Genomic DNA, 20,057 nt, shown 5'->3' with positions numbered 1-20,057 from the left:
GGCGGACGTGGCCGAACCAGTCGCGGTGAAACTCGTGATCACCGACGAGACGTTGTTGGGCGGTTCGCAGGTGCCTGCCCATATCAGTGGCTATGGTCCGGTGCCCGCGGCGGTGGCCCGCCAGTTGGTGGCCGACGCGGTCGGTGATGAGCGGTCGAAGGCGACGTTGCAGCGGCTGTATCGACATCCCAAAAGCGGGCAGTTGGTGGCGATGGAGTCGCGTGCGCGGTTGTTCCCCAAGGGTTTGGCCGAGTTCATCGCATTGCGTGACGACACATGTCGCACGCCGTACTGCGATGCGCCCATCCGCCACACCGATCACGCCCAGCCCAGCGCCCGCGGTGGTGCCACCAGCGCGGCGAACGGTGAAGGGTTGTGCGAGCGCTGCAACTACACCAAGGAGTCGGCGGGGTGGAAGGTGCACACCTTCGATGAAGACGGGGTACACACCGCGTATTTCGTGACGCCGACCGGTGCGGTCTACCGTTCCACCGCGCCGCCGCTGCCCGGCGCGCGCGAAGAGTTCGAGTGCCCAACCGAACTCATGTTGGCGATCGAATTCGCCAGGCCCCACGCCGCCTAGCCGCGGCGAAGTTAGGGTTGGCGCATGGCCAGCCCGGTGTCGGTGCTCTCTGAGGACGAAAGCTGGCGTCTGCTCGCAAGCGTCGCGCTCGGGCGGTTCGTCACCACGATCGGTACCCGGCTGGAGATCTTCCCGGTCAATTTCGTGGTGCAACGCCGCACGGTGTTGTTCCGTACCGCCGAGGGCACGAAGCTGATCACCGCGGTGATGAGTGACCGCGTGGCGTTCGAGGCCGACGATCACAACATCATCAACGGCTGGAGCGTGATCGTGCGCGGCACTGCCGAACTACTCGAATCGCCCGAGGACATCGCCGCGGCCGAGCGGGCTCAGCTGCTGCCGTGGACCGCGACCGAGAAGCGCCGTTTCGTGCGGATCACGCCGCAGGAGATCTCGGGCCGCTACTTCACCTTCGGGTCGGATCAGACCCAATAAGGCACGCGCGCGCGGTATTGCCGCATGGCGAACGCCGCGAGGATCCAGCCGACGACGGTCAGCGTGAGGACCACCAGCCAGTGGCGCAGTTCCTGATCGGCGCCCAATAGCGGTGCCCGCACGATGTCGAGGTAGTGCAGCAGCGGGTTGAGTTCGACGATCTTGGCCCACGAACCCGCGCCCTGCTGTTGCAGCGTGGCCTCGTTCCAGATGATCGGTGTCATGAAGAACAGCAGCTGCACGAGGGAGGCAAGCAAGGGGCCGATGTCGCGGTAGCGGGTGGCCAGGATGCCGAAGCACAACGACACCCACACGCAATTCAGCACGATCAGCCCGAGCGCCGGTATGACCGCGAGATCGGTCCACTTCCACGGTTTCGGATAGATGATCGCGATGATCACGAAGATGATGATGTTGTGGCCGAACAGGATCATCTGCCGCCACACGAGCCGGTATACGTGCACGGAAAGCGGCGTCGGCAACTGTTTGATCAAGCCTTCGTTGGCGATGAACACCTCGGCGCCCTCGAGGATGGACGCGTTGATCAGGTTCCAGACGATCAGCCCGAGCGTCACATAGGGCAGGTGCTCGGCGAGTTCCAGCTTGAACAGCTTCGAGTACAGCACGCCCATCGCGACGGCGGTGGCGCCGGTCGCGATGGTGATCCAGAACGGCCCGAGCACGCTGCGCCGATAGCGCTGCTTGATGTCCTGCCAGCCCAGGTGCAGCCACAGCTCGCGTTTGCCGAACCCTTCGACCAGGTCGCGGCGTGCGCGGGCAAAGGTCCTGGACTGCGCCGCGGCGTCGGTGAACGTCACTTGTTGCCTTTCCCGTCGCTTCGCTCGTCGCGGAAGAACCTTTCGTTTCTGCCCAACCGCCGCAGGCGAATCCATTCGCGCAGACCCGCAGGGTCGCGGCGCGACACCAGAAAGTACCAGCCGAACCGCACCCACTCCTGCGGCAGGAGCTTGCGCAGGCCTGGCTGCGACAGTAGGTAGCCGCGGTTGCGGTAGGTGAAGAAGCGCTTGGTTTCGTCGTCGGGGTACTGCGTGTGCATGCGCCCGCCGAGGATGGGTTTGAACTCCTCGGTGCCGCACGGATGCAAATAGCTTGCGGTCAAACAGGTTCCGAATGGCAGTCCGGAGCGGACCAGCCTGCGGTGCAGTTCGACCTCGTCGCCGCGCACGAACAGGCGGAGGTCGGGCACCCCGACGGCTTCGACCGTCGCGGCGCGGAACAGCGCCCCGTTGAACAACGACGCGATACCGGGCAGCAGATCGCCGCTCGCCTCGGTTCGCAACTCGTTGACCATGCGCCGCCACACCAGGCCGCGACGCAGCGGGAAGGCCAGCCGCGCTGGATCTTCGAGGTTGCACACCATCGGTGACACCTCGGCCAGGCTGTGTTGCTCGGCGCACGCCAGTAGAGTGCCGAGCACCGTGGCGTCGGCTGGCCTGCCGTCGTCGTCGGCAAGCCAGATCCAATCGGCGCCCGATGCCAGCGCGTGCAGCATGCCCAACGCGAAACCGCCTGCGCCGCCGAGGTTTCGGCGGGATCCGAGGTACGTGGACGGGATGGGTTGGCCGGTCACCAGTTCGCGCACCGCCGGATCGTTGTCATTATCGACGACGATCAGGTGATCCGGGGTGCGGTCCTGGCCGGCCACCGCGTCCAGCGATTTGGCCAGCAGATCGCGGCGGCGGTGGGTGACCACCACCGCGCACACCAGATCAGGGTTTGTCGCTTCCTCGCGCAAGCGCTCGTCAGCCACGCGCGGTTTCCTCAAGCACCTCACGCACATGCCGCGCGGCGTCGTCGCCCTCGTAGGCGCGGACCACGTCCTCGATTCCGCCGGTCATCTTGATGGTGCCGTGGTCGATCCACATGGCCGTCTTGCACAACCGGGCCAGGAATTCGTTGGAATGGCTTGCGAACACCAGGATTCCGGATCGCTCCACCAGATCCTGCAACCGCGTCTGCGCCTTCTTGAGGAACTCCGCGTCCACCGCGCCGATGCCCTCGTCGAGCAGGAGGATCTCGGGGTCGATGCTGGTCACGACACCCATCGCCAACCGCACCCGCATGCCGGTTGAGTACGTGCGCAGCGGCATCGACAGGTAGTCGCCGAGTTCGGTGAACTCGGCGATCTCGTCAACCTTGGCCAGCATCTGCTTGCGGGTCTGCCCGAGGAACAGGCCGCGGATGATGATGTTCTCGAACCCCGAGATCTCCGGGTCCATCCCGACACCGAGGTCGAACACCGGTGCCACGCGGCCGGTCACGGTGGCCGAGCCGCGGGTCGGTTCGTAGATGCCCGACAGCAGCCGCAGCAGCGTGGACTTGCCCGCGCCGTTGTGCCCGACGAGCCCGACGCGGTCACCCATCTCCAGCGACATCGTGATGTCGCGCAGCGCCTCGATGACGACGACGTTCGACTCGTTGCGCCCGATCGCGCCGCCGGCCTTGCCGAGGAACGCCTTCTTCAGCGACCGCGACTTGGCGTCGAAGATCGGGAACTCCACCCACGCATCGCGCGTGGAGATGTGCGGATCAGACACCGGCGACCTACAGGTACTGCCCGGTGCCAGGGTGCGACGGGCCACCGCGCTGGCCACCCGGGACCTGCAGTCCCGGCGGGAGCGCTCCCTGGCGCATCTGCTCCAGCTGCGCGCGGGCCGCCATCTGCTGGGCGAACAGCGCCGTCTGGATGCCGTGGAACAAGCCCTCGAGCCACCCGACCAGCTGGGCTTGCGCGATACGCAGCTCGGCGTCGGACGGAGTGTTGTCGTCGGTGAACGGCAGCGTCAGACGCTCCAGCTCTTCGCGGAGCTCGGGTGCCAGGCCGTCCTCGAGCTCGCTGATGCTGGTCCGGTGGATCTCCCGCAGCCGGTTGCGGCTCGCGTCGTCGAGCGGAGCCGCGCGCACCTCCTCGAGGAGCTGCTTGATCATCGTTCCGATGCGCATGACCTTCGCCGGCTGTTCGACGAGGTCGGTGAGCGACTTGCCGTCAGCGTCCGCGTCGGCGTCGGTGTCGCCGGCAGCGCCGGTAAGGATCTCGATGTTGTCGTCGTCCGGATTGATGGTCATGGCCTTCCAGTCACTTGTCGTTGTTCGGTTGCTCGTCCCCGCGCCAGCGGTAGATGCGGTCCTCGCCGTTGTCGTAGATCTTCTCCCACGACCGTGAGGTATCTAGCGACACTAGCCCGTCCGGCATGACGAACCCGCGGACCACCGGGCTGCTGGTGATCACATAGCGGATGTTGAGCGCTCGTACCGCTTCAGCAACCCGCGGGTCGGTGTCGGCGTCATCGGCGTATGCCCAGAAGATGAACCGGTTATACCCGGGTCCCTGCTGCACCGGATAGTCGTAGTGGGTCCACAGCGGGTGCAGATCGGCGATCGCGTACATCCATGCGGTGCCGTCGGTGTTGGCGTTGCCGATCAGCGTCGTGCCCGCGTCGGGCAGTTCGGCGAGGAATGCGAACGCCTCCAGATCCTTGGCGTCCATGATCACGGAGTCGTATTTCTCACCGAACAGGAACTTGTGGCGCGGGAAATAGTGCCAGGCGCTGACGATGCAGATCACTGCCAGGGCGACGCCGGTGACGCTGAACCACGTCGCGTCACCCCCGCGCCCGGCCCGCCGCCGGACCAGCGTCACTGCGGCTGCCACCGCGGTGAACACGGCGATACCGGCGACCGCGGCCAGCAGGAGGGTCACGACCGCCGACAGCCGGCGTGGGTCGCTGTAGAAGAGATCGCTGAACAGTCCGGTGAGGGCGCCGACGGGTCCGCCGAAGGGTGCCGACGAGTGCACGATCGACACGACGAGCAGCACCCATACCGCGAGAAGCCACCAGATGCGTTTGGCGATCAAGTACACCGCTCCGCCTGCGGCCGCGACGATCAGTGCCCACTGGATCGGGAAGTCGTTGAGGTGGCGCGTGTGCTGCACGACGGCGTCGATCAAACCGCGCTTCTTGCCTTCGTGCGTGACGAACTCATGGCCGACGATGATCTCCGCCTGCTGCAGTACGCCCAGAAACTGGGGGAGCAGCAGCGCAACGGTCGGTGCGCCCACGATCAGCAGCGTGCCGAGGTCCGCCAACCGCCCGCGTACTGGACGCCACAGCGCATCGAACAACCACCACGCACCGACCAGCAGAACCGTCACGACGCCGCCGGTGATGTGCACCGAGAACACCCCGAGCAGGGCCAGCACTGCCAGCGGGATCCGGTCACGGTGGCGCACGGCGGATGTGACCAGCGCGAAGGTGGGTACCGCGATGCCGTACGCGGCCATGTTGGGCATCGACGCGGTGTCGAACTCGACGTAGGGCAGCGCCGTGAAAGACGCCGACAACGCGGCCGCCGTCGCAGCCGCACCCGCGGTCCACCATTGCGAGGCATGGCCGCGCACCAGGTGCCAGGTCAGGATGCCGGCGCTGGCGGGGATGAGCCACACCGCCGCGGTGACCGAGCTGACGGTGTAGGCGGTCGTCGGCGCGGCTCCTGTGAGTTGACTGAAAATCGCGGCGAGGGCATGGAACGCCGACGGGTAGTAGAGCGCCTCGTGGGTTTCGACGTTGCGAAGTTCGCCCATGTGCGTCGGAGACGCCTGACCGGTGTCGAGAATGAACCGCACGGTGTTGGCGTGCCAGACGGAATCCCAGTTGCTGGGAATGGACTGCCAGTGCGCTATGCCTGCCGCGGCCGCCGCGAAGGTCAGCACCGCACCCAGCGCCACGCCCAGCATGACCACCAGGGCCGGGCCCCGGGAGACGGCAAGTGCCTCGGCGTCGCGGTCGCGGTAGCGGGCAAACATCCGCCGCACCGCCGCGGAAACGCCGCTGATGGCGATCACAGCAAACAATGCCGACCACAAGTTCCACGGCACGCCGAGCGCGCCGAATGGAACGATTGCCAGCGCGACGAGCCCGTAGGTCAAGGCCGGGCCCACTGCGGCAGCGGTCGGCAAGGTGAGCCCGCCAGCCCGTCCGATTACGGCTCCGGGGATAACCAGCAACAACAGTGCGATTAGCACTCCGAACCCGAAGCCCACTGGACTAGTATGGCTGCCCAGGGCGACCCGGTCCGAGCATGGCCTCGGTAGCGGAAACGCGCGGTCGGGCGCCCACCAAATCGTGTCGGTTTGTGATATTTGCGGACGCTCTAAGGTGGCTGGCATGGCATACGACGTCGCCCGGGTGCGTGGCTTGCACCCTTCTCTGGGCGATGGATGGGTGCATTTCGATGCGCAGAACGGCATGTTGGTACCCGACTCGGTCGCTACGACGGTCTCGACCGCATTCCGTGGCTCGATGCCGACCGCGGTCGGACCGCATCCTTCTGCGCGCCGCAGTGCCGCCGTCCTCACCGCCGCCCGCCAGGCGGTCGCCGATCTGGTCAACGGGGATCCACGCGGCGTGGTGCTCGGGGCTGACCGGGCCCACCTCCTGACCTCACTGGCAGAAGCGTCCTCGGCGCGGGTCGGCCTCGGCTACGAGGTGGTGGTGACGCGGCTGGACGACGAGGCGAATATCGCCCCGTGGCTGCGCGCCGCGAATCGTTATGGCGCCAAGGTGAAGTGGGCCGAGGTCGACATCGAGAACGGTGAGTTGCCGGCCTGGCAGTGGGAAGGGCTCATCGACAAGCCGACCCGCCTGGTGGCCATCGCGTCGGCATCATCGACCCTCGGTACCGTCACCGATCTGCGCGAGGTGACCAAACTGACCCATGAGGTCGGTGGCCTGGTGGTGGTCGATCATTCCGCAGCCGCGCCCTATCGACTGCTCGATCTCGACGACATCGATGCCGACGTCGTCGCGCTCAACGCGGTGCTGTGGGGTGGTCCGCCGATCGGTGCCCTGGTGTTCCGTGATCCATCGCTCATCGATTCGTTCGGCTCGGTGTCACTGAACCCCTACGCCACCGGCCCCGCGCGCCTTGAGATGGGCGTACACCCGTTCGGCCTGCTCGGCGGCGTTGTCGCGAGCATCGAGTACCTGTCGAACCTCGACGAGTCCGCGAACGGAACCCGGCGCGAAAGGCTCGCTGTCTCAATGCAATCGGCCGCGGCATACATGGGCCGGCTGTTCGAATACCTGCTCACGTCACTGCGGTCGTTGCCCTTGGTGATGGTGATCGGAAACCCGGAGACCCGGATTCCCGTGCTGAGCTTCGCGGTGCGCGACGTGCCTGCCGAGCGCGTGGTGCAGCGCCTGGCCGACAACGGGATCCTGGCGATCTCCAACGCCAGCTCCAGGGTGCTCGACGTGATCGGCGTCAACGACATCGGCGGCGCGGTGACCGTCGGGCTCTCGCATTACTCGACCACGGCCGAGGTCGACCAGCTCGTGCGCGCCCTCGCGTCGCTCGGTTAGACCGTCAGCAGGATCTTGCCCGACACCTCGCCGGAGGCGAGCATTTCGTGGGCTCGCTGAGCCTGCTCGATCGGCAGTTCCGCGCCGATGATCGGCTTGACGCGGCCCTCGGCGATCAGCGGCCAGACGTTGTCGCGCACCGCCGCGACGATCTCGCCTTTACCGCCGGGACCGTCGACGGGCCGGGGGCGCAACGAGGTCGCGATGACGCCCGCGCGCTTGGCCAGCAGCTTGCCGATGTTGAGTTCGGACTTCACGCCGCCCTGCATGCCGATGATGACGAGCCGACCACCGAACGCGAGTGCGTCGACGTTCCGATCCAGGTACGCCGCGCCCATGATGTCGAGGATCACGTCCGCGCCGTTCTCGGACCGCAGCCGTTCGACGAAATCCTCGTCTCGGTAGTTGATCGTGATCTCGGCGCCCAGTTCACGGCACAGCTCAAGTTTGTCGGCGGAGCCGGCGGTGACGGCGACCCGCGCGCCGATCGCGCGGACGACCTGGATGGCGTGGGTGCCGATGCCGCTCGCGCCGCCGTGCAACAGGACGAGATGGTCCGCGGACAGCCCGGCCGTCATCACGAGGTTCGACCAGACGGTGCACGAAACTTCCGGCAAGCCGGCAGCATCGCGAAGACTGACGCCCTCGGGCACCGGAAGCACCTGGGCCGCGGGCACCGAAACATACTCGGCATAGCCGCCCCCGGCCAGCAATGCGCATACGGGTTGCCCGATCGACCATCCGGTGACACCCGCGCCAAGTGCCGCGATCGTGCCGGAAACCTCCAGGCCGATGATGTCACTGGCGCCCGCCGGGGGTGGATAGTTACCCGCGGCCTGTAGCAAGTCCGCGCGGTTGACACCCGCGGTGTGAACCTTGATCAGGATTTCAGAATTTGCTGCCGTGATATCGGCGACGTTTTCCCAGGTCAGTTGACCGTCCGCGGCGGCGGCGATTGCATGCATTAAATCAACGCTACAACCCTGCAATTTCGGCCGCGCAGCAATACTGACGTCCCTTACGATTGCGCCCATGGAGGGGATGATCGCGGGGCGCACGGCTGGTGACATGCCGGGTCTCGATATCGCCGAGCAGAGGTCGTGGCAGAACTACCTCGACTCGGCCCTGCGCTTGTATGCGACGTTGAATCGCTCGCTTGTCGATGCGCATCACTTGACGCTGAACGATGTGCGTCTGCTCGACATTCTGGACAAGTCACCGACCGGCTCGGCGCGGATGGGGGATCTCGCCGAACGGTTGATGTCGTTGCCCAGCCGGGTCACTCGGCAGATCCGTCGGCTCGAAGTCCAGAACCTGGTGACCAGGTGTGCCAGTCCCGACGACGGCCGCGGCGTGATCGCCACGATCACCGACGACGGTCGGACCGCCGTCCGTGAGGCGATGGTGACCTACGGACAGGGCGTACGCGCACACTTCCTCGGTCGGCTTTCCCGACCACAGATGGCCGCGATGGGCGAGAATTGCCGCCGCATCAGCGCCGCGCTGAAGAACGGAGCGCCGCCCGCCAAGATCGGCCGGGTGTGAAGGCCGTACTCTTGTCGACGGTGGCGTGGCAGAGCGGCCTAATGCACTCGCCTTGAAAGCGAGAGACGGCTAACACCGTCCGGGGGTTCAAATCCCTCCGCCACCGCCAACAACCACCGGTAGCGAGAGCTGCAAGGTCCATGGCGACACTTGTGTCAATAGGTGTCGCCATCACTGGAGCGTTGGCGACACCTATGCCCAACGGCGGCCGCGCGGGCGCTCAGATGATTCTCGAGCGCGGACGCGCCGATGGACTGCCGAGCTTGCTGAACGACGAGGTGCCCTTCCCCGGCGGTGACGATCCGGATATCGCGGCTGAGTACGCGGCGCTAGAGGTGGGCGCGGTGGTGGCTTCGGTGACAGAAGGCGGGCTGACTTACATCGTCGCCGCCGGCGGTGGCACCCTCGCTGTGCTACTACTCGGCTACCGCGGAATTCGATGGCTACGCGCGGCTCACCGCGCTGCGGGGAACGCTGAGCGGGCATCACGTCTCGGGGTAGACGTGACCGCCGTCGGCGGTGTAGCCCTCGACCGGCCGCAGGACGTAGTCCTCACCGATAGTGTCTGTGCGGTAAAAGGTTTCGAAGAGACCGGCCGCTTGGTCGGCAGTGAACACTTCATCCCGGCTGATTCGCTCGATGCTGCGCGGAAGGATGATCTCGACATCACGCTCGGCGCGGCCGGCGCTCGGGTGACCGACGACAGAGCGCACCGAGACGGCGCCGATATCCGCCCCGCCCGGCATGCACAGTTCGACCACCATCGCCTCGGCGGTACCCGCGGCCTGCAGGTAGCGCGACGTCGTGAAATCTTCAGGCGCTCCGAGCGGTGCGCGGGCACTCAACACGACCGCCCACGGATCCGCGCCGTTCATGCTCTCGAGATCGCGACGCATCATGCCTCGATGATGCTCGCGGCTCAGGCCCACCGAAATATCGCGATCAGACTCGTGCAGAACCTGGTAGTCGTGGGTCGGCGCCAGGGTGGCTGTGAATGCCGAATACGCTTCCGGGCCTTTGGCATACGCCGAGAGATACTTCAGCACATCGACAGTCGAGGACATGGATCCGCGCTCACCGCGCGCGATTGCCTCGTCGGCGATGTTCGCGGCTTCGGTGTTGTCGCCGGCGGCGATCAGGGCAGTGACGAGGCGCGTGAGCCCCCTGGACGGGGCGATGCCGTCGTCGGCACGACGCAGCGCCGACACGAAATCGGCGGCGGTGGGATGCGCGGCGATGAAGTCAGCGCGGATACGTTCGAAGTCATCGAGCACCGGATCCCAGTCGGGCTGGTCGGTGGCCGCGACGTCGCGTGAAGCCCGGCTCAGGCGTAGGGGCTGAATCGTGAAGGCTCCGTTGATGCGTCGGTTGATCCGCATCTTCGGGCCCATATTCACGTCGGGAAGGAACGCAGCCCAAAGAACCTCGTCGACGGCCAGCGGTTTGATGGTGACACCCCACGTGATCCGGAGCGCCTCGGAGCCCTCGTGAAAAACCTGCGTGCTGATGGAGGTCAGGTAGACGTCGTCGAGCAGAAATCCTTCCTCGCTGACGAAGCGCATACCGCGGGCACGGCACGCCGGGCGGAACGCGTCAGCCCACGCCTGACGGGCCGATGACCGCGGCATCGAGTACGCGCTTACACGCGCTGCGCGACATAGGACGCGGCTTCGTCCACCATCCCGTTCGTCGCGTAGAGGTTGTGCGTGCCCGCGTCGCCACCGCTCGGTGAGCACACCGGATCGGTGTCGATGCACAGGTCGATGGTCTTGTCCGCGTAAAGGTGACCGATGTTGATCGGCGGGGCGGTGGATTGGACGATGTTCATGAACCCGGTCGACGGCTTGCCGAACAGCGTCACCGCGGCCACGCTGTCGGCGACGTCCGGCGGCATCGGGCCCGTGATTCCAGGGGGCAGCACGAAGTTCGCTGGGACGGCATCCGCGGTGATGTACGCGGCGACCGCGGCGCCCTGCGAGTAGCCGCCGAGCACCGTCTTGGTGTTGGGGCAGTTGGCCGCGATGTCGCGAACTTTGTTACTGGCGTCGATGACTCCGTCGGCGGCCCTCGGAAAGTCCAGGGACGCCGGGTAGTTCACCGCGTACACGTCCATCGACTTGTCACCGAGTTTTCCGCGCAGCGCATCGGCGAACGCCTGCCCGGTGACACCGACGCCTGGCGGTTCGAACGTGCCGCGTGCGAAGACCACCTGCACATCGGGGCAGGGCGGCGCAGCCCCGGCCAAGGGAGCGGCGATCAACGACACGAACGCCAACGCCACAGTCAAAACCCCCGTCGCTACCGCGACAGCCAGCCGCGGCAGACCTGAGCTTGAGCTCATTGTCGACCCCTTGGTCCGGTAGTTCCGATCCAATCGGCTGACCCGACTGCAACTCTGCGCGAGCGCCGACATCGGAATTCTCTAGCACTTCTAACCGTAGGCATCTGTTGCCGCGATCGCACCAATCGAAACGGTTCGATTGTGTGGTTTAGTTCACAGTCGGGCCGCGGCCCGCGCCAACATCTGCACTCCGGAGACGATCTGCGATTCCGTGAGGTTCGCATACCCGAGGATCAGGCCCGGAGGCGCGGTGGCCGGATCGGAGTAACACGGCGCGAGCGGTTCGACCCGCACGCGCAGGTCGGTGATTCGGCGGACCATCGCGTCGATCGGGAAGCCGGCAGGGAACTGCACGGTGAGGTGAACTCCCGCCGCCGCGCCCAGCACCGTTGCCTGGGGCAGGTGCGCCGACAGTGCCTGGAGCAAGGTGTTGCGACGGCTGACGTAGCGCCGCCGCATCTGACGCAGATGGCGGTCGTAGGCACCGGAACTCAGCATCTGGCTGAACGCAATCTGGTCCATCACCGAACTTCCGGTATCGGCAAGGGCTTTGGCGGCCCGGACCGGCGCGACGAGCTGATCGGGCAGCACCATCCAGCCGATCCGCAGACCAGGTGCGAGGGTCTTGCTCGTCGAGCCGAGGTACACCACGCGGTCGGGCGCGACGCCCTGCAACGCACCCACCGGTGCGCGGTCGTAACGGTATTCGGCGTCGTAGTCGTCCTCGATGATCAGTCGGCCATCCTGCGCCCACTCCAGTAGTGCGGTCCGGCGCGCCGCTGACAGCACGACGCCGGTCGGTGACTGATGTGCCGGCGTGGTCAGCACCGTGGCGGCGTTGCCGCCATCCAGAGCCGCGACGTCGAGTCCGTCGGCGTCAATCGGGATCGGAATAGGATCGATACCGTTGTGTTGCAGTATCTTTCGATGTAGCCAGAAGCCGGGTTCTTCCATCGCCATCGGCATCTGCACGCATCGGGCGAGCAGCGCGACGGCCTGGCTCGCTCCCGAGCACAGGACGATGTGGCGCGGGTCGGCAACGACACCCCGGGTGCGTCGCAGGTAGTCGGCCACCGCGGCTCGAGCGGCGGACAGTCCGTGGGGTGTCACGTAACCGAATGCGCTGGACTCGATCTCGGCCAGACCCTGGCGTAATGCCCGAAGCCATGCTTGCCGGGGAAAGCTGGTGAGATCCGGTGAGCCGGGCGCGAAGTCGAGGGCGAAACGGTGCGCGACGTCGGACTGGGGCCGCGACGATTCCGGTGCTGCGGCCACCGCGGCCACCCGTGTACCTGCGCCCTGTGTGCCGTGCAGGAAACCCTCTGCGGTGAGCTGCCCGTATGCCTCGACCACGAGGCGGCGCGACACTCCGAGGTCGGTGGCCAGCACACGCGTTGACGGCATCCGCGCACCTGGTGTCAGCCGGCCCGCGCGAATGGCGTCGCGCAGCCCGTCGGCGAGTTGGCGGTGCAGCGGGGTCTTGCTGCTCCGGTCGAGTTCGACAAGCACTTCGGGACCCGAAGTGGTACCCGAAATCACCATGAAATTGGAGCCTACCCGGAGTCCACCGGCGGTCTAGCGTGAAGGCATGTCCACCACGGCGACAGGGACGCGTTCGCGCTACGCCGAAGTGGTGCTGATCGTGTTCGGGATCTACTCGGCGCTGCTCGGGTTGTTCATGCTCGTCGCCCCCGGCACGTTCTTCGACACGCTCGGCGCGTTCGGCGTCCGCAACGACCACTACATTTTCGACAACGCGTCCTTCGAACTGCCCCTCGGGCTACTTCTGCTCGGTGCGGTGCGTCGGCCCACGTGGCGGGTGCCCGCGCTGGCATTCGCCACCGCGCACTGGGCGCTGCACGCCGTGAGTCATCTGGTCGACACCGGCCACGCCGCGGGCAGGTGGGTCGGCTGGTTGGAAGCGGTCGGTTTGGTGTTCACCACAGTCCTGCTGGCAATCGCGTTGCGCGCCAGCATGTCCGATGAGAAAGCGGGGGTTCGATAGATGCGTGTTCTGGTGGCCGGTGCGACCAGTGTTCCGGGAATTCCATTGCTGCGGGAGTTGACTGCGCGCGGCCACGAGGTGATCGGCGTGACCCGTTCGCCCGCGAAGACCGGCCAGATTTCGGCGGCCGGCGCCAAACCCGTGGTCGCCGATGTGCTCGACGCCGGCCAGATCGACGCTGTGGTAGGCGAATTCACGCCTGAGGGGGTGGTCAGCCTGCTGACCACGCTGCCCAAGCTGGGCCCCATGCGGATCAAGGACTTCGACCCGGCCAAGGAGCTGTGGAGTCGAGGTGCCGGAAATCTGGTCGCCGCCGCCCAGCGTGCGGGCGTGCGCCGAGTGGTTGCGGAATCGGTGATCTTTGCCTATGGCTACGGGTCCACCGGACCGGACCTCATGGACGAGTCCGATCCGAACCCGGGACCGCCGCCGCTCGGCGGTGCCGAGATACTCGACGCGTTGCGTGGCATGGAACGCAACGTGCTCGGGTCAGGCGAGAAGAGTGATACCGAGGGAATCGTGTTGCGCTACGGCGCTTTCTACGGTCCTGGCGTCACACACGACGATATGTTCCGCCGGCTGGCGAAATGGTGGCTGCTGCCCGCGATGACCGGCAACGGCATCGTGTCATGGGTGCACATCGAGGATGTCGCCCGTGCGACCGCCGACGCGCTCGAGCGGGGCCGCGGCGGCGAGATCTACAACATCGTCGACGACCGTCCCCAGTCCTTCGGCGACTACGTCCGCGAACTCAACGCGACGCTGAACCGGCCACGACCGTGGTCGATCTCGCATCGCCTGGTGCGTCTCGTCGCGCCATACGCGGCGACGGCATTCGGGACGACCCGGCTTCCGCTGTCGAACGCGAAGGCCAAAGCCGAACTGGGCTGGACGCCTATTCCCCGGTGAACTGCGGCGGCCGCTTCTGGAACATCGCGGTGACCGCCTCGGCCAGATCCTTCGACGGCAGGAACGCCGAGTTCCACGCGGCCACGTAGCGCAGGCTCTCCGACACCCGGGCGATGCGCTGCTGATCGAGCACGTCCTTGACACCCGCGACGGTCAGCGGCGGGTTGGCGGCGATCTCGGTGGCAGTCGCGCGCGCCGCGGCGAGCGAGGCGTCGGCGTCGGCGTAGACGTCGTTGACAAGACCGATCTTCTCGGCGCGTGCCGCATCGATGTCCTTACCGGTCAAGGTCAGCTCGCGCAGGTGTCCGTCGGTCAGGATCAACGGCAACCGGGCGAGGCTGCCGACGTCGGCGACGATCGCGAGCTTGACCTCACGCACCGAGAACTTCGCGTCGGCACTGGCATAGCGGATGTCCACCGCGCTGATGAGGTCCACGCCGCCGCCGATGCACCAGCCGTGGATCGAGGCGATGGTCGGGGTGCGGCAGTCGGCGACCGCGGTGATGGCCCCCTGCATCTTCTGCAGGCGCTTGTGGAACTCGGCACGGGACTTCGCACCGGCGTCGAGGCCCGGCATCTCACCGCCCATCGCGGGCAGGTCGAGGCCGTAGCTGAAGTTCTTCCCGGATCCCGTCAGCACGATCGCGCGCACCTCGGGATCGGCGTCCAGCGTGCCGAACACGTCGGGCATCTCGGCCCAGAACGCTGGGCCCATCGCATTGCCCTTGCCGGGTCCGATGAGCGTCACCTGCGCGATGTGATCGGAGATTTCGACGGTAACGGACTCGTACGTGTCAGCCATGCAGGCGACACTACTCAGCATGGACGAACTCGAACGCGCCGAGTCGACGCTCGATGTGCTGCAGCAGGTACTACGGGGCATCGGTGACGACGACCTCGGTAACCAAACACCGTGCCGCGAATTCGACGTGGCTTCGTTGACGGACCATCTACTGAACTCGATCACCTTGATCGGCACCGCGGCCGGTGCGCAGATCCCCGAGCGGGACCGTGACGCATCGGTGGCCGATCAAGTCGTCGGCGCCGCGCGGCCCGCCGTCGCGGCGTGGCGGCAGCGTGGCCTCGACGGCATGGTGCCGTTCGGGCCGGGCGAGGCGCCCGCGGCGATGATGGCCCGCATCCTGTCGCTGGAATTCCTGGTGCACGCCTGGGATTACGCGGCAGCGACCGGCCAGACGGTGCGCGCATCCGACGAGCAGTCCGAGCGTGTGCTCGAATGGGCGCGGGCGATCATCACGCCGGAAGGACGCGTGCGTGCCGGGTTCGACGATCCGGCCGACGTACCCGACGACGCGTCGGCGCTCGACCGGCTGTTGGCGTTCACCGGCCGCAGGCCTTAGACGCGCTGCAGGTAGAAGTACAGGTAGCGCCCGTCAACCACGGCGCCCTTGCCGTTCATGATGCCCATGACGGTGTTGTCGTCGACCTTCTTGAAGTGGTCGTGCACCGGACGGCCGTCATAAACCATGGTCGCCGTCACCTCGCCGCGGAACTCCTCGAGCCACAGGCTGGCTTCGCCATTCATCGCTTCGGTGTTGGAGAACTTGTTGCCGTCCGCGTCGAGGCACACAAGCGGCTTGGCGTCGGACTGCGAGTTGAAGGTCTTGCCGAACCAGTTGAGCCGCTTCATGAATCCGTTGGCCCTGTGCCCGGTCTGGAACTCGCCGCCCCGCCACTCACCGATCATGAAATCGATGCTCACGGGCCTCAGAACGGCCCAGAGCGCGTCGAGTTCGGCGTCGGGGATCTGGCCCTCCCGCTTGGTGAAATCGTCGAACGTGGCGCGTGCGTCGGCCATGTGTCTTCTCCTCGGCGGGGCTAGATCCAGCGCTGTGCGAATTCCAGGAAGGCGTCGTTCTCGTGCGGGGCACCGATCGTGACGCGCACGCCGTCCTCACCGTACGGTCGCACCACGATGCGGTTGTCGGCGGCCCTCGCCACGAAGTCCAGCGTGCGTTCGGCCAGCGGCAGCCACACGAAATTGGCCTGCGAGGGCGGCAGCTCGTACCCGGCCTCGCGCAGCGCGGCGCTGACCCGGGTGCGTTCGGCCACCACCGCGTCGGTACGGGCGAGGAGTTCGTCGGCGGCATCGAGACAGGCGATGGCCGCGGCCTGCGAGATGCTGGTCGCGCTGAACGGCACGTACACCTTGCCCAGGGCGGTGACGATGTCCGGATCGGCGACGGCATAGCCGACGCGCAGGCCGGCCAGCCCGTAAGCCTTCGAGAACGTGCGCAGAACGACGACGTTGCGATGTGCCCGCACCAGCCCGAAGCTGTCCGGCGCCATGCCGTCGCGGATGTATTCGACGTACGCCTCGTCGAGCACGATCAGGATGTGCGGCGGCACCGCGGCCACGAACCGCGCCAGCGCGTCGGGGTCCACCACGGTGCTGGTCGGGTTGTTCGGATTGCAGACGAAGATCAGCCGGGTGCGGTCGGTGATCGCCGCGAGCATCGCGTCGAGATCGTGAGTATGGTCACGCAACGCGACCTGGACGCCGGTCGCACCGGCCGTGCGCACCTGCAGCGGATAGATCTCGAAACTGCGCCACGCGAACAGCACTTCGTCGCCGACGGTCGATGTGATTTGTATCAACTGCTGGCACAAGCTCACCGATCCGCAGCCCACGGAGATGTTCTCGGGAGCGAAGTTGACGTGCTTGGCGAGGTGTTCGCGCAGGTCCTGGTATCCGTTGTCGGGATAGCGGTTGATGTTATCGGTGGCTTTGACGATCGCATCGCGCACACTCGGCAGCGGACCGTGGACGGTTTCATTGCTGGCGATCTTGATTGCGCCCGGTACTGTTTTGCCTGGTGTGTAGGCAGGAAGGTCTGCCATTTCGGGTCGCAACCGGATACTCATTTGGCCAGCATAGGGGAGGCTGTGTACGCTGTGCCCTCGGCGGTTTCGGGCACCAGGACGGAGTCCGGTACCCTCACAGAAGTTCAAAGGAGGCGTGCCAGAGCGGCCGAATGGGACTCACTGCTAATGAGTTGTCCCCCTACCGGGGACCGGAGGTTCAAATCCTCTCGCCTCCGCCACGGTTGACCCGTCAACCGAACAACTGAATATGCACTGCGCCCGTAGCTCAACGGATAGAGCATCTGACTACGGATCAGAAGGTTAGGGGTTCGAATCCCTTCGGGCGCGCACACGAAAACGAGGCGCGGTCACCGACCGCGCCTCGTTTTGTTTCAGTGCGTGCTGCCCAGGCAGTAGGTGCGTGGCGGCAGCGGATAGTTGTAGGCACTGGTGTCGGGCGGGCACGCCTGCGCGTCGTCGCTGTCGAGCTTCTGGACGACTTTGTAGGCCTTGTCGTCGGTCGTGGCGCAGTCGAGTTGTTCGAGTAGGTCGGTGCCCGGCTGCGGGTGGTAGCAGTGGCCGACAGTCAGGTTCTCGACGAGGCACAGCCGGCCGACAGTGTCGGTGTCGCCGACGCTCCACGTGTAACCGATGTAGTTCGTGTTGGCACACGGCTGGTCGGTTTCCATCACGGCGCCCACGGTGTAGCTCGGGTCGGTGCTGCACGGGCTGCGCTGGATATCGGTCCCGGTTTCGGGCTTTCCGGGACTGATGGTCACGCAGTCCCCGACCGAGAAGCTGGTGATCTCCTGTTTGGCCTCCGACGCGGCGCGGCGTTCCTCGCGTTTCTCGGCGAGGCCGAACTTGGCGAAGAGCACAAGCGCGGTGCCGATGACCACCAGCGCGATGCGGACCTTTTTGCTGCGCCACCACCGTTGCTTGGCCGGCGCCGGTGTCTGGTTTGTGGTCATGAGCGAACCCCCTGTGATTCTCAGTTACGTGAGAGAAGGATCATAGCTACATCGATGTTCTGGCGCGCGGCGGCCGCATTTGGTCCTTCCAGCGATAGCTGAATCACCAGAGTGTGCCATTGCGCGATGGCTTCGAGATCCGCGATCAGCGCAGGCTGATTGACAGTAATCAGTGGTCATGTTGACAGATGTGCATCGCGGTACTTACGGTACCGGCACGCATTGCGCGTCGGTTGGGAGATTTGCTTATCGGGGGAAGGCGGGGGATGTGAGCCGGACGATCCGACGTCTTCAGGAAACTAAGAGACGTCATATAGCAAAGTGTTCAGCTAGGCGGATCTGCTCGACGGCTTGCGCCTGATCGGTCCACTGGCGCGGGTGCGGACGCTGCGGTGTCGGCGGTGGAGGGGTTCGCCGACACCGCGGCGAATACGTTCGAGATGCGGGCGAGAAGGGACGGCCGTGCAGCGTGAAGGAGTTGGCGACGCATTCGAGACCGGCCCGTTCCTCCCGGCCGGCCAGGTGGTCGCGTTTCCAGACGTGCTGAGCGGCTATTCGACGAGCGAAGCGCTACTGCCGTACTTGGCCGAAGGCGAGCATCGCCATGTCGATGAGGACCGCCACCTGCTCGACGAAGAAGCCATGCGTCTCGATGCCGAAAGACTGGCCCGCGATGTCGCGCGCTATCACGCGGTGCGCCATGTTGCGCGCGACGAACGCGCGCGACTCGGTGACCCCAACGTACGTAGCTGATTTGGTCAGCGTGGCCGCCGACGGCAACTCTCGTCAACGGTGACGGTGACGAGCTGGCCGTGCTCGATCCCGCATCCGTTGCGGTGCTCTATATCCTTGCGCTCATCGACTTTTGAGCGGAGCTCGCTACTTCTTGAAGGCGTCTTTCACTTTCTCGCCGGCGTCCTTCAAATTCGACTTCGCTTGGTCGAGCTTGCCTTCGTTCTCGGTGTCGCGGTCGCCGGTGGCCCGCCCGACTCCTTCTTTGGCCTTGCCGGCCACGTCGTCGAGCTTGTTGCTGATCTTGTCGTTCGTGCCCATCGTGGGCCCCCTATTGCATGTCGACTCGGACTTGAGGCAATAGCGGGATACCCGATGCTCGGCGTTTTCACTCCGAGGTGACGGTCGCCGCGATGTCGCAGGCGATTTCGTACAGCACGGCGTCGGTCACATGCTTGCGGGCGGCTTGGCGGTTGAGCCGCAAGACAGACGACAGCAGGTCGATGTGGCACGTCACCTGAACCCGCGCCAGTTCCCACGGCACGTGGAGGCCGTGGTGTTCTTCGAGGAGTCGCAGCAACACCGAGACGCGGTCGTTCAGCCACGGCGATCGCCCGGTCACGGCCGTTGCCGATGTTCGCATCTGGCCGGCGTAACGGCCCCGCCAAGGACTCTGTACGGATCTTTGATGGGACTGGCGGGGGAGGCCCGTTGGCCTGGAACGGGCCCGAACCCGGACGTCACCGTGCGGTGAACCGCAGCCTGTGAATGCTGCCGTCCGCATGACCTTGGCGGTCGCCATCGCGTGTCTATGACCCATCAACCCGTACCTGCCCCGACAAATACCGTTGTGCAACCGACTTTACGTGAACGTCAGGCCACAGGTCGGATCAAGATCAAGATTGGCGCAGGCTCATGTCCACAGGACCGCGATTCCGGCAGCGAGCAGAGGCAGAACGCCGGCGGCGACGAACAGTGGCATCACCGGCCGTCCGGAGCGGCGCTCGCGCACCCTGCCGATGCCGAGCACCGCACCCAGGGCGATCAGGATGACGAGTTTGACGCCGATCTTGGGATAGTTCAGCTCGATGCCTGCCGGCCACGGTGCGGCGAGGGCCAATCCGGTCACCAGCGACAGTGTGATCCCGTAATCCATGACCTTGGTGATCTGGAAGCGGCGGGCTGCCGCTTCGGCGACCCAGGCGCCGACCATCACGGCGAAACCGATCAGATGCAGATAAACAACTACGTTGCGTAGTAGGTCCATGGGCGGATTCTAGGGTGCGCACCGGACCAGGCATAGGTCAGCGCGCCTCGCTCAGCTAGG

At 65.8% G+C, this 20,057-nt stretch carries 24 protein-coding genes and 3 tRNA genes; 11 read left to right on the top strand and 16 right to left on the bottom strand.

What is annotated here, in order from left to right:
* Together ACRCUN_RS30235 and ACRCUN_RS30230 are read left to right on the top strand one after the other, a co-directional pair.
* Positions 1-583 (top strand): HNH endonuclease (locus tag ACRCUN_RS30235; protein WP_462145302.1); only part of this gene is annotated, 583 nt, incomplete at its 5' end.
* Between the two features lie 24 nt (positions 584-607).
* Positions 608-1,018, top strand: coding sequence for a pyridoxamine 5'-phosphate oxidase family protein (locus tag ACRCUN_RS30230; RefSeq protein ID WP_462145301.1), 411 nt, complete (start codon positions 608-610; stop codon positions 1,016-1,018).
* On the opposite strand, the gene wzm is transcribed toward ACRCUN_RS30230, so the two are convergent.
* The 5 genes from wzm to ACRCUN_RS30205 are packed head-to-tail and all read right to left on the bottom strand — an operon-like array spanning position 1,006 to position 6,080.
* Entirely contained in the window at positions 1,006-1,836 is an 831-nt protein-coding gene (wzm, locus tag ACRCUN_RS30225; RefSeq protein ID WP_462145300.1) for a galactan export ABC transporter permease subunit Wzm/RfbD, read from the bottom strand. The genes ACRCUN_RS30230 and wzm overlap by 13 nt on opposite strands.
* Positions 1,833-2,747, bottom strand: coding sequence for a galactofuranosyltransferase GlfT1 (gene glfT1 / locus ACRCUN_RS30220; RefSeq protein ID WP_462145308.1), 915 nt, complete (start codon positions 2,745-2,747; stop codon positions 1,833-1,835). Before glfT1 ends, wzm begins: the two co-directional genes overlap by 4 nt.
* A gap of 34 nt (positions 2,748-2,781) precedes the next feature.
* Positions 2,782-3,576 (bottom strand): galactan export ABC transporter ATP-binding subunit Wzt/RfbE, encoded by a 795-nt coding sequence (gene wzt / locus ACRCUN_RS30215; RefSeq protein WP_462145299.1) that lies wholly within the window; start codon positions 3,574-3,576, stop codon positions 2,782-2,784.
* Positions 3,577-3,583: 7 nt separating this feature from the next.
* Entirely contained in the window at positions 3,584-4,105 is a 522-nt protein-coding gene (locus tag ACRCUN_RS30210; protein ID WP_462145298.1) for a bacterial proteasome activator family protein, read from the bottom strand.
* A gap of 10 nt (positions 4,106-4,115) precedes the next feature.
* Positions 4,116-6,080: a DUF6541 family protein gene (locus tag ACRCUN_RS30205; RefSeq protein ID WP_462145297.1), complete on the bottom strand. Its 1,965-nt coding sequence runs from the start codon at positions 6,078-6,080 to the stop codon at positions 4,116-4,118.
* A gap of 124 nt (positions 6,081-6,204) precedes the next feature.
* On the opposite strand from ACRCUN_RS30205, the gene ACRCUN_RS30200 reads away from it, so the two are divergent.
* Positions 6,205-7,401, top strand: a complete 1,197-nt coding sequence (locus ACRCUN_RS30200) for a cysteine desulfurase-like protein (protein WP_462145296.1) — start codon at positions 6,205-6,207, stop codon at positions 7,399-7,401.
* On the opposite strand, the gene ACRCUN_RS30195 is transcribed toward ACRCUN_RS30200, so the two are convergent.
* A complete protein-coding gene (locus ACRCUN_RS30195; protein WP_462145295.1) occupies positions 7,398-8,366 on the bottom strand; it encodes an NAD(P)H-quinone oxidoreductase in 969 nt (322 codons plus the stop codon). The genes ACRCUN_RS30200 and ACRCUN_RS30195 overlap by 4 nt on opposite strands.
* 67 nt (positions 8,367-8,433) lie before the next feature.
* On the opposite strand from ACRCUN_RS30195, the gene ACRCUN_RS30190 reads away from it, so the two are divergent.
* Both ACRCUN_RS30190 and ACRCUN_RS30185 read left to right on the top strand, forming a co-directional pair.
* On the top strand, positions 8,434-8,946 hold the full coding sequence (locus tag ACRCUN_RS30190) for a MarR family winged helix-turn-helix transcriptional regulator (RefSeq protein WP_067851500.1): 513 nt from the start codon (positions 8,434-8,436) through the stop codon (positions 8,944-8,946).
* Between the two features lie 19 nt (positions 8,947-8,965).
* A tRNA-Ser gene (locus ACRCUN_RS30185) sits at positions 8,966-9,055 on the top strand.
* Positions 9,056-9,431: 376 nt separating this feature from the next.
* On the opposite strand, the gene ACRCUN_RS30180 is transcribed toward ACRCUN_RS30185, so the two are convergent.
* The 3 genes from ACRCUN_RS30180 to pdxR all read right to left on the bottom strand — a co-directional run bounded on the left by ACRCUN_RS30180 (position 9,432) and on the right by pdxR (position 12,829).
* Positions 9,432-10,574, bottom strand: coding sequence for a hypothetical protein (locus tag ACRCUN_RS30180; RefSeq protein ID WP_462145294.1), 1,143 nt, complete (start codon positions 10,572-10,574; stop codon positions 9,432-9,434).
* Positions 10,575-10,585: 11 nt separating this feature from the next.
* The gene (locus tag ACRCUN_RS30175; protein ID WP_462145293.1) at positions 10,586-11,287 is read right to left on the bottom strand and encodes a cutinase family protein; all 702 of its coding nucleotides are present in this window, start codon (positions 11,285-11,287) and stop codon (positions 10,586-10,588) included.
* Between the two features lie 153 nt (positions 11,288-11,440).
* The gene (gene pdxR / locus ACRCUN_RS30170) at positions 11,441-12,829 is read right to left on the bottom strand and encodes a MocR-like pyridoxine biosynthesis transcription factor PdxR (protein WP_462145292.1); all 1,389 of its coding nucleotides are present in this window, start codon (positions 12,827-12,829) and stop codon (positions 11,441-11,443) included.
* A gap of 46 nt (positions 12,830-12,875) precedes the next feature.
* Here pdxR and ACRCUN_RS30165 point away from each other — a divergent pair, with 46 nt between their 5' ends.
* Both ACRCUN_RS30165 and ACRCUN_RS30160 read left to right on the top strand, forming a co-directional pair.
* Complete coding sequence (locus ACRCUN_RS30165; protein ID WP_462145291.1) at positions 12,876-13,292, top strand: hypothetical protein; 417 nt, start codon at positions 12,876-12,878, stop codon at positions 13,290-13,292.
* Positions 13,293-14,201, top strand: a complete 909-nt coding sequence (locus ACRCUN_RS30160; RefSeq protein ID WP_462145290.1) for an NAD-dependent epimerase/dehydratase family protein — start codon at positions 13,293-13,295, stop codon at positions 14,199-14,201. It abuts the gene before it with no gap.
* Here the strand turns inward: ACRCUN_RS30160 and ACRCUN_RS30155 are convergent.
* On the bottom strand, positions 14,188-15,003 hold the full coding sequence (locus ACRCUN_RS30155; protein WP_462145289.1) for a crotonase/enoyl-CoA hydratase family protein: 816 nt from the start codon (positions 15,001-15,003) through the stop codon (positions 14,188-14,190). The genes ACRCUN_RS30160 and ACRCUN_RS30155 overlap by 14 nt on opposite strands.
* Positions 15,004-15,022: 19 nt before the next feature.
* Here ACRCUN_RS30155 and ACRCUN_RS30150 point away from each other — a divergent pair, with 19 nt between their 5' ends.
* Positions 15,023-15,562 carry a TIGR03086 family metal-binding protein gene (locus tag ACRCUN_RS30150; protein WP_462145288.1) on the top strand — a complete coding sequence of 180 codons (540 nt, stop codon included), beginning with the start codon at positions 15,023-15,025 and terminating at the stop codon, positions 15,560-15,562.
* Here ACRCUN_RS30150 and ACRCUN_RS30145 read toward each other — a convergent pair.
* Both ACRCUN_RS30145 and hisC read right to left on the bottom strand, forming a co-directional pair.
* Positions 15,559-16,020, bottom strand: coding sequence for a DUF4334 domain-containing protein (locus ACRCUN_RS30145; protein ID WP_462145287.1), 462 nt, complete (start codon positions 16,018-16,020; stop codon positions 15,559-15,561). The genes ACRCUN_RS30150 and ACRCUN_RS30145 overlap by 4 nt on opposite strands.
* Positions 16,021-16,040: 20 nt before the next feature.
* On the bottom strand, positions 16,041-17,087 hold the full coding sequence (gene hisC, locus ACRCUN_RS30140; protein WP_462145286.1) for a histidinol-phosphate transaminase: 1,047 nt from the start codon (positions 17,085-17,087) through the stop codon (positions 16,041-16,043).
* An 88-nt stretch (positions 17,088-17,175) separates the two neighbouring features.
* On the opposite strand from hisC, the gene ACRCUN_RS30135 reads away from it, so the two are divergent.
* A tRNA-Ser gene (locus ACRCUN_RS30135) sits at positions 17,176-17,266 on the top strand.
* A 36-nt stretch (positions 17,267-17,302) separates the two neighbouring features.
* Positions 17,303-17,375, top strand: a tRNA-Arg gene (locus tag ACRCUN_RS30130).
* Positions 17,376-17,419: 44 nt separating this feature from the next.
* Here ACRCUN_RS30130 and ACRCUN_RS30125 read toward each other — a convergent pair.
* A complete protein-coding gene (locus ACRCUN_RS30125) occupies positions 17,420-17,998 on the bottom strand; it encodes an LppU/SCO3897 family protein (protein WP_462145285.1) in 579 nt (192 codons plus the stop codon).
* Between the two features lie 462 nt (positions 17,999-18,460).
* Between ACRCUN_RS30125 and ACRCUN_RS30120 the strand changes: the two genes are divergently transcribed.
* Positions 18,461-18,751: a hypothetical protein gene (locus ACRCUN_RS30120; protein WP_462145284.1), complete on the top strand. Its 291-nt coding sequence runs from the start codon at positions 18,461-18,463 to the stop codon at positions 18,749-18,751.
* Between the two features lie 126 nt (positions 18,752-18,877).
* Here the strand turns inward: ACRCUN_RS30120 and ACRCUN_RS30115 are convergent, their stop codons facing one another.
* From ACRCUN_RS30115 to ACRCUN_RS30105, 3 genes are all read right to left on the bottom strand, one after another.
* Positions 18,878-19,051 carry a CsbD family protein gene (locus ACRCUN_RS30115; RefSeq protein ID WP_462145283.1) on the bottom strand — a complete coding sequence of 58 codons (174 nt, stop codon included), beginning with the start codon at positions 19,049-19,051 and terminating at the stop codon, positions 18,878-18,880.
* Positions 19,052-19,118: 67 nt separating this feature from the next.
* Positions 19,119-19,373, bottom strand: a complete 255-nt coding sequence (locus ACRCUN_RS30110) for a hypothetical protein (protein WP_462145282.1) — start codon at positions 19,371-19,373, stop codon at positions 19,119-19,121.
* A 270-nt stretch (positions 19,374-19,643) separates the two neighbouring features.
* Positions 19,644-19,997, bottom strand: a complete 354-nt coding sequence (locus ACRCUN_RS30105; RefSeq protein ID WP_462145281.1) for a Fe-S protein — start codon at positions 19,995-19,997, stop codon at positions 19,644-19,646.
* Positions 19,998-20,057 lie beyond the last annotated feature (60 nt).

This window comes from Mycobacterium venezuelense (genome assembly GCF_054919535.1).
Note: the sequence above shows the minus strand (reverse complement) of the source record. Positions and strands in the feature narration are given on the sequence as shown.

Bases quoted from the DNA above. Each gene is read 5' to 3' on its own strand.
- ACRCUN_RS30105 (WP_462145281.1), bottom strand. From the start codon at position 19,997: ATGGACCTACTACGCAACGTAGTTGTTTATCTGCATCTGATCGGTTTC.
- pdxR (WP_462145292.1), bottom strand. From the start codon at position 12,829: ATGGTGATTTCGGGTACCACTTCGGGTCCCGAAGTGCTTGTCGAACTC.
- ACRCUN_RS30125 (WP_462145285.1), bottom strand. From the start codon at position 17,998: ATGACCACAAACCAGACACCGGCGCCGGCCAAGCAACGGTGGTGGCGC.
- ACRCUN_RS30155 (WP_462145289.1), bottom strand. From the start codon at position 15,003: ATGGCTGACACGTACGAGTCCGTTACCGTCGAAATCTCCGATCACATC.
- ACRCUN_RS30110 (WP_462145282.1), bottom strand. From the start codon at position 19,373: ATGCGAACATCGGCAACGGCCGTGACCGGGCGATCGCCGTGGCTGAAC.
- ACRCUN_RS30165 (WP_462145291.1), top strand. From the start codon at position 12,876: ATGTCCACCACGGCGACAGGGACGCGTTCGCGCTACGCCGAAGTGGTG.
- ACRCUN_RS30180 (WP_462145294.1), bottom strand. From the start codon at position 10,574: ATGCCGCGGTCATCGGCCCGTCAGGCGTGGGCTGACGCGTTCCGCCCG.
- ACRCUN_RS30115 (WP_462145283.1), bottom strand. From the start codon at position 19,051: ATGGGCACGAACGACAAGATCAGCAACAAGCTCGACGACGTGGCCGGC.
- ACRCUN_RS30195 (WP_462145295.1), bottom strand. From the start codon at position 8,366: ATGCATGCAATCGCCGCCGCCGCGGACGGTCAACTGACCTGGGAAAAC.
- ACRCUN_RS30160 (WP_462145290.1), top strand. From the start codon at position 13,293: ATGCGTGTTCTGGTGGCCGGTGCGACCAGTGTTCCGGGAATTCCATTG.
- ACRCUN_RS30175 (WP_462145293.1), bottom strand. From the start codon at position 11,287: ATGAGCTCAAGCTCAGGTCTGCCGCGGCTGGCTGTCGCGGTAGCGACG.
- ACRCUN_RS30210 (WP_462145298.1), bottom strand. From the start codon at position 4,105: ATGACCATCAATCCGGACGACGACAACATCGAGATCCTTACCGGCGCT.
- ACRCUN_RS30150 (WP_462145288.1), top strand. From the start codon at position 15,023: ATGGACGAACTCGAACGCGCCGAGTCGACGCTCGATGTGCTGCAGCAG.
- ACRCUN_RS30230 (WP_462145301.1), top strand. From the start codon at position 608: ATGGCCAGCCCGGTGTCGGTGCTCTCTGAGGACGAAAGCTGGCGTCTG.
- ACRCUN_RS30145 (WP_462145287.1), bottom strand. From the start codon at position 16,020: ATGGCCGACGCACGCGCCACGTTCGACGATTTCACCAAGCGGGAGGGC.
- ACRCUN_RS30190 (WP_067851500.1), top strand. From the start codon at position 8,434: ATGGAGGGGATGATCGCGGGGCGCACGGCTGGTGACATGCCGGGTCTC.
- hisC (WP_462145286.1), bottom strand. From the start codon at position 17,087: ATGAGTATCCGGTTGCGACCCGAAATGGCAGACCTTCCTGCCTACACA.
- ACRCUN_RS30200 (WP_462145296.1), top strand. From the start codon at position 6,205: ATGGCATACGACGTCGCCCGGGTGCGTGGCTTGCACCCTTCTCTGGGC.